At 35.1% G+C, this 12,517-nt stretch carries 13 protein-coding genes and 1 pseudogene; 4 read left to right on the top strand and 10 right to left on the bottom strand.

Annotated elements, in window-relative coordinates; genetic code table 11:
- Positions 1-95: 95 nt before the first annotated feature.
- Together IGL98_RS02030 and IGL98_RS02025 are read right to left on the bottom strand one after the other, a co-directional pair.
- Positions 96-1,871: a collagen binding domain-containing protein gene (locus tag IGL98_RS02030; RefSeq protein ID WP_206841345.1), complete on the bottom strand. Its 1,776-nt coding sequence runs from the start codon at positions 1,869-1,871 to the stop codon at positions 96-98.
- A 69-nt stretch (positions 1,872-1,940) separates the two neighbouring features.
- The gene (locus IGL98_RS02025) at positions 1,941-2,900 is read right to left on the bottom strand and encodes an IS30 family transposase (protein WP_206912045.1); all 960 of its coding nucleotides are present in this window, start codon (positions 2,898-2,900) and stop codon (positions 1,941-1,943) included.
- Between the two features lie 535 nt (positions 2,901-3,435).
- On the opposite strand from IGL98_RS02025, the gene IGL98_RS02020 reads away from it, so the two are divergent.
- Together IGL98_RS02020 and IGL98_RS02015 are read left to right on the top strand one after the other, a co-directional pair.
- On the top strand, positions 3,436-4,404 hold the full coding sequence (locus IGL98_RS02020) for an AAA family ATPase (RefSeq protein ID WP_339099619.1): 969 nt from the start codon (positions 3,436-3,438) through the stop codon (positions 4,402-4,404).
- Complete coding sequence (locus tag IGL98_RS02015) at positions 4,388-4,669, top strand: hypothetical protein (protein ID WP_206846087.1); 282 nt, start codon at positions 4,388-4,390, stop codon at positions 4,667-4,669. Before IGL98_RS02020 ends, IGL98_RS02015 begins: the two co-directional genes overlap by 17 nt.
- A 31-nt stretch (positions 4,670-4,700) precedes the next feature.
- Here the strand turns inward: IGL98_RS02015 and IGL98_RS02010 are convergent, their stop codons facing one another.
- The 6 genes from IGL98_RS02010 to IGL98_RS01985 all read right to left on the bottom strand — a co-directional run bounded on the left by IGL98_RS02010 (position 4,701) and on the right by IGL98_RS01985 (position 8,305).
- Positions 4,701-4,919 (bottom strand): hypothetical protein, encoded by a 219-nt coding sequence (locus tag IGL98_RS02010; protein ID WP_206912851.1) that lies wholly within the window; start codon positions 4,917-4,919, stop codon positions 4,701-4,703.
- Between the two features lie 476 nt (positions 4,920-5,395).
- Positions 5,396-5,905: a hypothetical protein gene (locus IGL98_RS02005; protein WP_206846084.1), complete on the bottom strand. Its 510-nt coding sequence runs from the start codon at positions 5,903-5,905 to the stop codon at positions 5,396-5,398.
- Entirely contained in the window at positions 5,902-7,218 is a 1,317-nt protein-coding gene (locus IGL98_RS02000; protein ID WP_206912853.1) for a Y-family DNA polymerase, read from the bottom strand. Before IGL98_RS02000 ends, IGL98_RS02005 begins: the two co-directional genes overlap by 4 nt.
- Positions 7,219-7,359: 141 nt before the next feature.
- Positions 7,360-7,644 carry a hypothetical protein gene (locus IGL98_RS01995; protein ID WP_206846080.1) on the bottom strand — a complete coding sequence of 95 codons (285 nt, stop codon included), beginning with the start codon at positions 7,642-7,644 and terminating at the stop codon, positions 7,360-7,362.
- Between the two features lie 3 nt (positions 7,645-7,647).
- Entirely contained in the window at positions 7,648-7,836 is a 189-nt protein-coding gene (locus IGL98_RS01990) for a transcriptional regulator (RefSeq protein ID WP_206846078.1), read from the bottom strand.
- Between the two features lie 16 nt (positions 7,837-7,852).
- Positions 7,853-8,305 carry a helix-turn-helix domain-containing protein gene (locus IGL98_RS01985; protein WP_206846075.1) on the bottom strand — a complete coding sequence of 151 codons (453 nt, stop codon included), beginning with the start codon at positions 8,303-8,305 and terminating at the stop codon, positions 7,853-7,855.
- A gap of 271 nt (positions 8,306-8,576) precedes the next feature.
- Here IGL98_RS01985 and IGL98_RS01980 point away from each other — a divergent pair, with 271 nt between their 5' ends.
- Positions 8,577-8,669, top strand: a complete 93-nt coding sequence (locus tag IGL98_RS01980) for a type I toxin-antitoxin system Fst family toxin (protein WP_339099620.1) — start codon at positions 8,577-8,579, stop codon at positions 8,667-8,669.
- 468 nt (positions 8,670-9,137) lie between these two features.
- Here IGL98_RS01980 and IGL98_RS01975 read toward each other — a convergent pair whose 3' ends face one another.
- Positions 9,138-9,362: a helix-turn-helix transcriptional regulator gene (locus IGL98_RS01975; protein WP_206912857.1), complete on the bottom strand. Its 225-nt coding sequence runs from the start codon at positions 9,360-9,362 to the stop codon at positions 9,138-9,140.
- 183 nt (positions 9,363-9,545) lie between these two features.
- On the opposite strand from IGL98_RS01975, the pseudogene IGL98_RS01970 reads away from it, so the two are divergent.
- Positions 9,546-10,732, top strand: a pseudogene (locus tag IGL98_RS01970) (IS3 family transposase).
- Between the two features lie 334 nt (positions 10,733-11,066).
- Here IGL98_RS01970 and IGL98_RS01965 read toward each other — a convergent pair.
- Positions 11,067-12,515: a glycoside hydrolase family 32 protein gene (locus tag IGL98_RS01965; protein ID WP_086347132.1), complete on the bottom strand. Its 1,449-nt coding sequence runs from the start codon at positions 12,513-12,515 to the stop codon at positions 11,067-11,069.
- Positions 12,516-12,517 lie beyond the last annotated feature (2 nt).

Genomic DNA, 12,517 nt, shown 5'->3' with positions numbered 1-12,517 from the left:
GATTTTTTACCGCTTACTTTTTAAACCATAAAATAATCTGTATAGACAGCCCAGTTTTAGTGGCGTGCTTATACAGATTATTTTTGTTTATCGAATTATTGGACTCTTTTATGGCTGAATGCAAAAACACTCATAGTTAGGAAAACGACTACAAAACCAGCAATCATCGTAACGTAGCTATCTTTACTTCCTGCTTTTGGTAATTGTTCTTTTGATTGAGCTTTAGATGTGTTCAAAAGAATTTTATCTGCTTTCGGTTGTTTCTTTTCTTCTTTTACTGATATTAGTTCACCTTCTGCGTGCCCATTTGGTTTAATATCCTCTTTTACAGGCTTATCTTGATGTACCTCTACCTCTTTACCAGAAATTGCAGGTTCCAGCGTTGGTACTTCCGTTACTTCAACGGTCTCTGGTTCGATTGGTTTGATTTCTTCTAACTCACTTGATTCATCTTCGATTGTTTTGATTTGTTCATATACGTGAATTTCTGGCTGTTCTTCTTTGGCTTTGTTTAATTCTTCTTCTTGGCTTTCTTTTACCTTCTCTTCCTCGATTGGTTGAATCTCTCCTAGTTCGTTGGATTCATCTTCGATGAGTTCGATTTGCTCGCCAACATGGATTTCTGGACGTTCTTCTTTGGCTTTATTTAGCTCTTCTTCTTTAATTTCTTTTGCCGTTTCTTCCTCGATCGGTTGGATTTCTCCTAGCTCACTAGATTCATCTTCGATGAGTTCTGTTTGCTCACCAACATGGATTTCTGGCCGCTCTTCTTTTGGTTTATTTAATTCTTCTTCTTTGGTTTCTTTCGGTCGTTCTGGATCAAGCGGCGTGATTTCTTCTAGCTGACCTGATTCATCTTCGATGAGTTCTTCTTGTTCGATGGGTTCTTTGATCAATTGATTTTCATCACCGATAGCATTTCCATCTAAAAAGATATTCTTCACTTTATGCGTTGCCGTTTCATTGATTGATTTTTCATATAAAAGTTGATAATCGATTTGACAATCATTGGTAAAGTTCGCTTGTTTTTTCCCAGTTTCAGTTATAGTTGCTGTGTACATGCTTGAAAATGAAGCCAAACGTGCTTTGTCGCGATATAAACGGATCACAAAAGCATTATCTTCTCCAAACTCAACTGTTCCATATCGCTGATTTTCAAACTCTTCCAAACTTACTGTTGATTGTCCTAAATAATTATCGATAGTAAACATAAAACTATCTTTATTTAATACTTGGCCGCCACCTGATTTGTCTGTCAAAACAATATCCTTAGCAAGGTCACTTTTATTCAAATTAGCGTTTAAGAACCAACGGATTTGACCTGATTTCCCTAATAGATCGCCTGTTTTATAAAAGAACGGCAGCTCTCCTTCAACATCACCGCCAGAACGTCCATTGACCACTATATTTGCTACAGTGACAGAGGTTCCCAAATTTACTGGTACTTCCTTCGTTGTATTTTCCTCAATATTTGTTACGCGTACGCCAAAAGTAAACTCGCCGCGAACACGATCCAACTGATTTACTTTTTCATTAAATATACAAACCACTTTATCTTTATAAACACGGGTTACACCTAACCCATTTAAATCAATTTCACGTGGCGTGCCATCAGATTCTACTAATCCTTCAAGCTCTTTAGGTAATGATAGCGTCAAGACATCTCCAGCTTTTAGCTTGGTATCTGACTTTTCACTAAAGGTTACCCGAATCGAGGTCAGCTCTCCATCCATTAGTTCGGTTTTATCAAAGTGGATCGAATCAACAAATCCTCCACTATTTAATTCCGCAGCTAATGACTGTTCGCTAAATCCGACTAATCCTAACAAACCTACAAACATTACTAAACACCATGATAATTTTTTTAACATCTTTTATACATCGTCCCTTTCTTTTGATTGATATAGACCAGTATGTATTCTTTATTACTTTTTGATTTGTCAAATTAAGCTAGACAATTGTCTTTCATTTATGTAACTCAAAAATACTTCTAATGGTGTTCGATAATTTAAAGATTTCCTTGGTATGTGATTTCTTTTAGAGGCGACAGCCGCAACAAAAGCTTGGTCAACTTGATTAAAATCCATTGTTTTAGGCAGCCCATCTTTACGTAATAACCCATTCGAATGCTCATTTAATCCGCGTTGTGAGGGGGTTCCAGGGTCTGCAAAATAGATAGAAATATCATTGACATTACTCATGTTTTTCCAATTTGAAAATTCTTTTCCACAATCAAAGGTCACGGATTTGAACAAATTTCTGGGAATCTTTTGTAGCCAATCAGTTGTCGCTTTTTCAATATCCAATGCTTTCCGACCATTTGGTTTTAATGTAATAATCACTTTTGAAAGGCGTTCAACTAGAGTGATGATGGCACTTTTATGATAAACGCCAACAATTGTGTCCCCTTCTAAATGCCCAAATTCCTGTTGGAAATCAGGGTAGTCAGTGGATCGTTCTGAAATATTGCGTTTAAATGCTTGCTTTCCGCGACGTTCTTTATGCCCGTTGGGCTTTCGTTTCCCTTTCATTGGTAGTTTTGAGCAATCAAATTGATTTGCTTTAAACTGACGATAAAGTGTTCTAACAGAGCATGAAATAGGAAACTCAGCTCGACCAATAATCACATCAGGTGTCCACCCTTGAGCCACCATAGTTTGAAGGTAATCATGCTGTTCTGTAGGCAAACTAATGGGTTGTCGACCACAACGCGTTTTATTTTCTTTATATTGTTGGTAATAGTCACAGATAGATTTTCCTTGTTTTAGGAAGTTGTAAACATTGTAGATTGTCTGTCTAGAACGATTTAAAGTCTTAGAAACCATCGTAACAGGTTGGCTCATATTGAAATAAGCTTCTATCATCACGAGTTCATTTGATGTAAGATGAGTATAGGTCATTTGTCTTCACTCCTTATAATTCTTTGGTCGGAACTATTTTGAGTGTAGCACAAATGACTTATTTAGTTGTCTAGCTTAATTTTACTATCGGCGTTTTTATAAACAAGATTAGCTTAAACTATTTTAACAATTCTGTAAACTCAAAATTTTTCAATAAAAAAACTAAAGAGAAAAACTTTAATCTCTTTTTCTCTTTTTCTCTTTTTACACTATTCTACTAAGCTCTTAGTCTCCTTTTCTCTTTTTCTCCCTCCTTAATAATTATTTCTCTTAATCTCTTTTTCTCTTTTTTCCCTAAAAGAATTCAGTGTTTTCAAGCTTTATGTATTGTTCCCTTTGAATTTGCATTATTTACTCTTTTTCTCTTTTTCTCCTTTTCTCCTTTTCTCTTAAATAATTCTACGTCGTTTCTGATTCACCCAACACATCTACAAATCTCTTTTTCTCTTTTTCTCTTTATTACAATTGTGTGACAATCATTTAAAATGGAGAAAGTCTCCTTTTTACATTTTAAAAAGAATGGAAGTGTAGTATTGTGAATGTTGAATTGTCTTATGTAATCCCTGAATTACCTAAACGAAAAGGACGAGTAATCATTAACGCGAACCAAAAAGGGGGGGTCGGAAAAACAACTGCCAGTACAACTGAATCAAGTGTTGCATCTTTGCCTAATGAAGAATTTGATTACAAATGTCTATTTATTGATTGGGACAAACAAGGAAACGCTACATCTTTATTTGGTAAAACATACAATGTTAATTTTCCTAAATCAATTTACCGTTGCATCGAAGACGGTGACTTAAAATCTGGTGTAGTATCTCTAAATGAGAATCTTGATATGATAGCTGGCTCGGGAGATATGTCTAACCTAGGCGATCTATTGGAAGAGTTATACCCTCGTTCAACCGCTGACTATAAGCGAAAAAGAACATTTCATTTTTCTAAACTGCTTGATCAAATCCGTGATGAGTATGATTTCATTTGGATTGACGTTGGTCCCTCGACTGACATAAAAGTTGATAACGCAATGGTATGTGCTGACTATGTAATTATCATCCAAGAAACGAAAACTTATTCTTATGAAGGTTCAGTTGATATCATTCAAGAATATCTGCAAACACTTGTAGAAGATTTTGGTAGTGATTTTAAAGGCGAAGTCATTGGTTTATTACCGTTTTTATTACAGCCAAAAAGAAATCTACATGAAAAGATATTAAAAAACACTTATGAAACCTTTGGAAGAAAGTTTGTGTTTAGCACTACAGTCACAAATAATAAGCGCTTGGAAGACTATCCAGAATATGGTATTACGGTCAATGATTATCACGATAGAAGAGTTTTTGGAATGTTTGCAGATATTTTTACTGAAATTAAGGAAAGAATAGCATTTACTGAAGTATACGGGGACGTTCCTGACGACTACAGCTATCAAAATAAGTATCTTGACGGAAACAAACTAACAAGGCTATCAAAGGAGTTGAATCTAAATGAGTTTACTAGATAGACAACCAAAAAATAGACCCTCAGTAAATGATATTGGTGAATCATCTAGAGTAGTCCCTAAAAAGAAAACTGGGTACTCTGCAGCAGACAGAAAGACTATCAAAGTTGATCCTCCAGTCAAAAACAGAGTAGAAATATTGAAAAGTATTACTGATAAAAAAGAGTATCTTTTGCTAGAAGAAATGGTTGACTTTTATATCAATAATAATTTGGACGAAAGAGAACAGCGTATAGTTAAAAGAATGGAGGAAGCAAAAAGAGAATAGGAGACTTATCTCTTATTCTCTTTTTCTCTTTTTATTCAATCCATCCATTATCATCAAAATATTCAGTATACGCAGCATCCATTAACTCTTGATCAGATTCAGTGTTAAAATAATCATTATGAGTTCCGAAAGGGGACTCATCTAAAATGCCTGGATCTGCTGACCATTTCCTAAAATCATGAATCTTAATATACCGTATGTCCGTATAATCTATATACTGATCACCGATTATTAAAACATCCAGATCCATAAACCCTCTAAAATTGCCCCATATAGACTCCTTAGTACGTCCTAATTGATCTAGACTGTTTAACTGCACTTCTAGGATTTTGTTATGCTTGATCGATGACTATCTAAGAAGACTTGATAGAAAAGAAGAACATGAACGTGAACGTCTACAGAAAAAACTTAAAAAGAAATAACATTTATAAATTGTAATTTATAAATTATAATTTATAATTTGCAATTTATATTTTATATAAACAGAAAACCACCAATGTAAGTATATTACATTGGTGGTTTTAAGGATGTGGCGGAAACAACTTCCCACTAACAAAAGTATAGCATCCTTTCATTCTTTCATTTATTATGTATACCTTAGTCGAATATTCAGCAATTCAACGTGTAACTGTTCCAGCGTAGCGAACCGTTGCGCTTTGTGTGGCTGCCAAATCAGCACGGCTCCAGCTGATTACTACTTCTTGTCTATTCATAATCAATTGTTTCTCAATCTATCCATTCATCATCTGAAAAATACTCATTGAATACTACTTCAAGTTTTTCTTGTTCCTCTTGCTCTATATTTTTGTACTCATCTTTTTCAAAAGGAGAGGGGAGAGCTTCACTTTCTGCTTCAGACCATTTTCTAAAGTCATGAATCTTAATATGTCGTACGTCCGCATAATCAATATACTGATCACCAATCATCAAAACATCTAAGCCCATAAATCCTCTAAAGTTTCCCCATATTGGCTCTTTCACACGTCCTAATTGATCCAGGCTATTTAGCTGTACTTCTAGTATTTTATTATGCTTGATTGATCGTTCTAAACAGTATTCAATATACCCAATTTCTTGCTGTGGCAATCGCTCTAAATCTCGTCTTGATTCTTTTGTGGATTCTTTGATTCCTTCTTGCAATTCACCTAACGCAAAAGCAGTATCCCATTTGTACCCCATGCCACGGTCTCGATACTCATTATAATCAAAAAACTCTTTTCTTGTCTTTTTTGTCATGAACTTAACCCCACATTGCCTCCTGCGTGCCCACCGACTAACGACGCTCTTGATACAGCTGTTGCACCTTCCATTAAAGAAGAAGCATGTATCAAGGCTTTAAATCCGTATTTCTTCCTGATTGTATCGATCAAAAAATCTAACCGTTCCTCATTTACTTCCTGGACTGGATCAGAAAAGAGGTCCAGCTGAAGTACGTCTGTTTGAACTAGCTTTGAATAGGAAACACCAATGTGGCGTACATCCTGATAATTGTATTCTGACCGAAATAGCTGTAAAACATGTTCCGATAGAACTTTTGTATTATTGGATAATGAGACCTTTCGCTGCTTACTCCATCCTGAACGTCCTTTGCTATCAAGGTAACCCTTAGAATACCCAACAGATACAGAAACACATCCAGTTTTTAAATGACTGCTACGTAATCGAGAAGCCACTTGATCGACAATTTCCTTCAGCACTAATTCTAGTTGATCTTGCCTGGTATAATCTCTAGGCAATACCTGACTATTTCCAATTGATTTATCTACTTTAGCAGCTGGTTTCTTTTGACCTAAAAAACTACGATCGATACCCCATGAGTGGGCGAACAATTGTAACCCCATCACACCAAACTCACGCTTCAGTCTGTACGGATCAGCTTCAGCAATTTCTCGAATAGATCTGATCCCTAACCAATTAAGGCGTTTAACTGTCCGGTGTCCAATACCGCAAAACTCTGTCATTGGGCTTATTCCCCATACTTTCTCTTGTACGTCTTCATAGCGCCATTCAGCGATAAAGTCTTTACTGTGTTTTGCGCCATTGTCCAGGGCCAACTTGGCCAATAAAGGGTTGGCTCCAATCCCTACAGTGACATAAATTCCTGTTTGTTCTTTCACCTTCAGTTGTATCTTCCTTGCCATTTCATAGGGATTTTTGCAGTTAAATAGCTTCAAAGAATCTGTGACATCTAAAAAAGATTCATCCACGCTAAAAACAGAATGATCCTCGTCCGCAACAAACGACTTATACACTTGATTGATTTCTACATTTTTCTTCATATACAAATTCATACGTGGTGGCACGGTCACAAGGTCTTTATGATACGGAACTTCATTTGATCGAGTGACATTTGAAACACCTAACACTTTTTTCGCCAGGGGAGAAGCAGCCAGCACTAACCCTCCTGCATTGTCTGCACCACTCATAACAATTAACATCGTTTTTAGTGGGTGAAGTCCACGTTCTACACATTCAACGCTGGCATAGAAGGACTTGCAATCGATACATAAGATATCTCTATTCGGTTCTTTGTCATAGTCAAATTTCATTTACCTCACCTTTTTCGTATGGATTATATACCCACAATTATACGAACTTGTGTTCCCTTTGTCTAGCATGAGATATTATCCTTTAAGACAAAAAAAGCCACATACATTATTGTATGGAGCTTTAGCATACACTATTAATTTTTATAGTATTAACCAGTTTTTTTCTATTCTACAGCCATAGATCATTTCAGAAGTTTCTTTTTTCTTTAGTAGTTGTAATGATTTATGAAGCATTAGTGTGGTGACTAATTCTTTCGTTTCTATCGGCTTTTGCGCTACTTCAGTAGCAACCAATACTAATTGATTCTGATTCTTTGTGATCTGGCCAATCGAATATACCTGGTCTTTAAGTTCAATCTTGATCTCCTTAACAGCATCATGTTGAAAATCGACTGATAGAATAGTTAGAAGCTCTGTCGCTCTCATAAGCTAATTCTTCAGTTCTACGTATTGCCCTTGCTGCAATACATATTTACGCTGACATGATCCGCACTCAAAATAAGATTGTTGATATTTCTTTTTTGCCAGGTTGCCACAATCACACTCTACATAATAAGGCATAGCATGATTAAATCCAGTGATTTCTATTTTCCAGGTGTCAAATACTTTTCTGGCCATCCTAATTCCCTCCTGCTCACTTCTTATTATTTTTGTCTATTTTTTTTACATAAATTAAAGTGTTCTCTCTAATCCTTATTCCATAATTTTTCTTATTTTCGTCTAAGTAATTAAACTTCAGCTGATCGATCACCTGAGGTGATTGTTTCATTGCTTCCTTTATAGCTAACTTCTCCAGTAAAAGATTTGCTTCTACTTTAGTGTCACACCCTCGGTCATCCAATACCCGAAAATCGGATTCCACTATTACACGCCAAAGACCGGCATTTGCTTCTTTTTCTGTTTGACCCGTTAAATATTCCATTCCTGCTTTGGTAATAATCCATGTTCCTTTTCCATTTCCAATAACATCAAATGATCCTGGGAGAAATTTATCCGGAGAACTAAAATATTTTTGAAATACAAACGTCCGCTCTCTATTCCATCTTTCACTTGCTTCAGGAAACGTCATGATCTCTAATTCTGTCAAGTTAATATGAATCGCTCCTTCTAAATACAATATTTATTGTCAAACTTTATTATACAACATATATTGTCTTAATGAAATGCACATCATATATTGTCTATTATAGGTATGCTTACAATAGACTAACGAGACCCTTTGCAACATAGCGTTGGTGTGACCTTTTCACATGTATTTTTTTGCAAAATAATACAGCTTTTCAACTTAATTTCTGATACACTGAAAGTGGTCGCTTTCCTCTTCAGCGATACAATCGCAGAAGGGGGGGTGTATTCTTGTGATCTTGTTATATTCAACGTTGATTGCTCCTATTGTTGTAGGGATAGTTTTAGCGCTATTCAAACAATGGCTTGACAAACGGAGCAAATAAAGCGACTGAAAGCCAAAAAGAACCCCACCATTTAGCGGATGGTGGGGTTTGGTGTATCTCATAATCTGTTATATTCCCATTTAGAATACATCTAAAACTTTATTTTGTCAAACTACTAGCACTTATACTGATCATTCTTTGATCTCATGCATGCAGCTATCGATCCTTTTTAACATATGATTCATAATGATTTCTTTTTATGCAAATACAACATATAAATAATAGCTATTACAATAGCACATATTCCAGTTATTGGTAGCCCATACAATCCATAGATTATACATACTAATGGGAAAACCCCTAATCCATTTTCAGATTGATCTAAATTAGGAAATAACTTAAAAATAAGAAAAAATATTAACGGTATTACTATGAGTATAAGTATATTTATAAACAAAAAAATCTGACTAACAACAAATGTTTTTTTCATCCATACTCCTTTACTGATCCTTTACAGGATAAATTATTCTACTCTTCTTCTTGTGTCTCAAAAGTAAATAGTTCTTCAATTGTTGTTCCCAGAACTCTTGAAATATCATACATAGTTATTACTGAAGGATTTTGCCTATTTAGTTCAATATTTACAATAGTAACCCTTGATACTCCAATTTTTTTAGCTAACTCACTTTGACTCATTCGCTTCATTGCCCTATAAACATGTATATGAGTCTCTACGATTTTACTTTTTCCCATTTTATTCAACTCTCTCTCCTTTTGATATGTAGTTCGTCATGTTGAATATGGCTATTATCCTGACATTACCGTTTGGCTGCCTCTAAGTATGTTTTACTTGGTTGCATGTATGCTAATAAAGTAGACAGCTTTTTTGCTATACTATTAATAAATTAGACACTATTTAAGAAAGGACTTTTGATTATGGTAGATAAACGTAAAACAAAGCGAAAGTTTGACGAGGATTTTAAAAAATCAATCGTCAAACTTTATGGAAGTGGAAAATCACAAAACGCATTAGCTAACGAATATGGGATTGCCCTATCTTCTGTCGCTCGATGGGTGAAACAATATTCTGAAGTTAAAATCGATGACGATACGATCCTCACGGCTCGTCAGATTAAACAACTTCATAAAAGAAATCTCCAATTGGAAGAAGAAAATTTAATTCTAAAAAAAGCGATTGCCATATTCACGCCACACTCGACGAACGTTTAAATGCGATTCGTATTCTACGACATGAGCACTCTGTTGTCACTCTCTGCAGGGTTCTTAAAGTCAATCGCTCGACTTACTACAAACGTTTTTCTGGGAAAATAGCTCCTAGAACAGTAGAGAATCAACAATTAAGAACGATCATTTTAGAAATCTATACGACTTCTAAAACACGAGTAGGTCCTGCAAAAGTAAGACGTATGCTTCTAAGTGACTATGGCATTTCTATTAGTATTGGTCGAGTCTATCGTTTAATGAGTACCATGAACTTACCTAAAATGTATACAGTGAAACCTGCCTTTAAACCGACCAAAGGTCAGATTTCTTTGAAGCACCCAAACTATTTAAAACAAGCGTTTAATCCTCCAGCACCGAATCAAGTATGGACTAGTGACTTCTCTTATATTCCTATTGGGAAAAAATCTTTTGTTTACCTTTGCGTGATTCTAGATCTATTTTCCAGAAAAGTCATTGCTTGGACTGTCAGCAAAAAAATAGATACTGCTTTGGCTATTACAACAATAGAAAAAGCAATCCAAGTCAGAAAGCCTAAGGCTTCCGTTCTTTTTCACACAGATCAAGGTTCCCAGTATACTTCTTTTGAATTCAGACAATATTTAGAGGATCATTCTATTGTTCAGTCATTATCGAAACCTGGTTATCCTTGGGACAATGCTGTCACAGAAGCCTTTTTCAAATATATGAAAAAAGAGGAACTCAAAAGAAGAACTTTTTCTTCTCTTAAAGAAGTACAACTGACATGCTTTGAGTACATCGAAGGGTTCTATAACTCCCAACGCCCTCACGGCACCCTAGATATGCTTACACAAATGAAAAGGAGGATAAATATTTTGATTCTCACTAGGTATTTGCTCTTTTTGTGTCTACTTTATTGACATTTATCAAAATCGATTGGACAGTAACTTAGAAGCAGAACAAAGAACGATGTTTGGAATGTACATGAAAACTTACAATTAAGAGATAAAAAAAGAACTAACAGAATACTAGTTCTCAGAATTTTGAAAGACAATTTGTCTTTCGTTTTTATTACTCCATATTCTCTTTAGCATAAAACCATTTTTGATAATTATGTTGAATAATGTGTCGAATATCCTGATAGTCAATTTCGGACTCTTGACATATGGGCCCATGTTATGCATAAAAAAGTCGTACAAAAAAACTTTATACACACCTTGACTAAATCTATCAAGATGCGCATAGAGATCTCTATTATTCTAAATATGCCCACGTGGCTTCAGTTTCTTTTGAAAACGAAATAGTAGTTTTTTCTGATTCTAAGAAGACCCTAAAACTAAAAACACGTTCGCCTTCATTCAAATACAGTTCTATAAAACTATTATCAACAAACACATCAACTGTGATATTATTTGCTAATTCAGCTATTTCACAGGTTCGTTTCATACCATATTCGGTATCAATTTTTTTAGCTAAATGACCACGATCAATCGTTACTGTCTCTTTTTTTTCATCTAAATTCAATTGCCAAAAATCATCTTTTGTACCAAAGCAAATAGTCGACTCTTGTTCTTTGTTCAATTCAAATTGAAGATGATAATAGGGATATTCTAAAAGAAGTTGGTCAGTTCTTATTGTTTGTTTATCTGTAAACTGTTTTTGTACTTCTTTTGTTGGAAAACGTCTTAATTTTCCATCCACTACTCTCATTTCTTGTGCAGTCGTTAATCCATGTTTCCAACCTTCAGTGTCAATTGGATACACTTGCTCACCACAGCCAAACCAACCTAAAGTTAATGGCAACTGATTCTTTCCATAAAATGATTGAGGAGCATAATAATCAAAACCAGCATCCAACTCATCCACATGCTCTAATGCAAACGTTCTTTTTTCAACATTCAATTGCCCTACTAAATAAATGGAAGAAAAGCGATTTTGGTAACGATACGTTTCTTTCTCATAGCCCATCGGTGATAGAAATAAAACATCTTTTCCATCAATCGTTACAAGGCTCGGACATTCTAACATATAACCTTTATCAATCGGTAAATCAATCGTTCCTTGATACGTCCAATCCAATAAATTAGTACTCTTATACAAAAGCAATTCACCAATGTCACCGAAACCCGTTTGTTCTCCCTCCACAAAACGACCTCCGCCAAGTAACATATAAAAAGAACTGTTACGCTCAAAAACAAAAGGATCTCTTAATTCTTGACTAAATCCTTTCGGTGCACCCTCAAGGATTGGATTCTTCGGATATTTAGTAATAGTTCCTTTTTTGTCCATGATCGCCAAAGCTTGCTTCGCTACTTTCCCTGTATCTGTTTTATAGTTCGCTGTATAAAACAAATAGAGTTCGTCATTGTATTCGAAAGCATTACCAGAATACGCACCATTTTTTTCATATTCTTCATCAGGGATAAGAGCAAAACCTTCATCCTTGAATTTAACTAAGTCTTCTGAAGTAGCATGTCCCCAATGTTTCATTCCATGAAAAGAATCAAATGGAAACCATTGATAAAATACTTGATACTTGCCATTAAAATAGCTCAAACCGTTTGGATCATTCATCAAGCCTGTCTTGGGGTATAAATGATACTTTGGGAGATAGGCGCTCTCGTTTATTTTTTCTTCTAATTGACTTAAATGTTCTTGCCATTCCGTCGTATAAAATGTATATTTTTCAATTTTTTTACTCATCA

Source organism: Enterococcus sp. DIV0840, from assembly GCF_050527835.1.
In the GTDB taxonomy this organism is placed as follows: Bacteria; Bacillota; Bacilli; order Lactobacillales; family Enterococcaceae; genus Enterococcus_L; species Enterococcus_L ureasiticus.
This window is presented reverse-complemented; position numbering and strand designations above follow the sequence as displayed.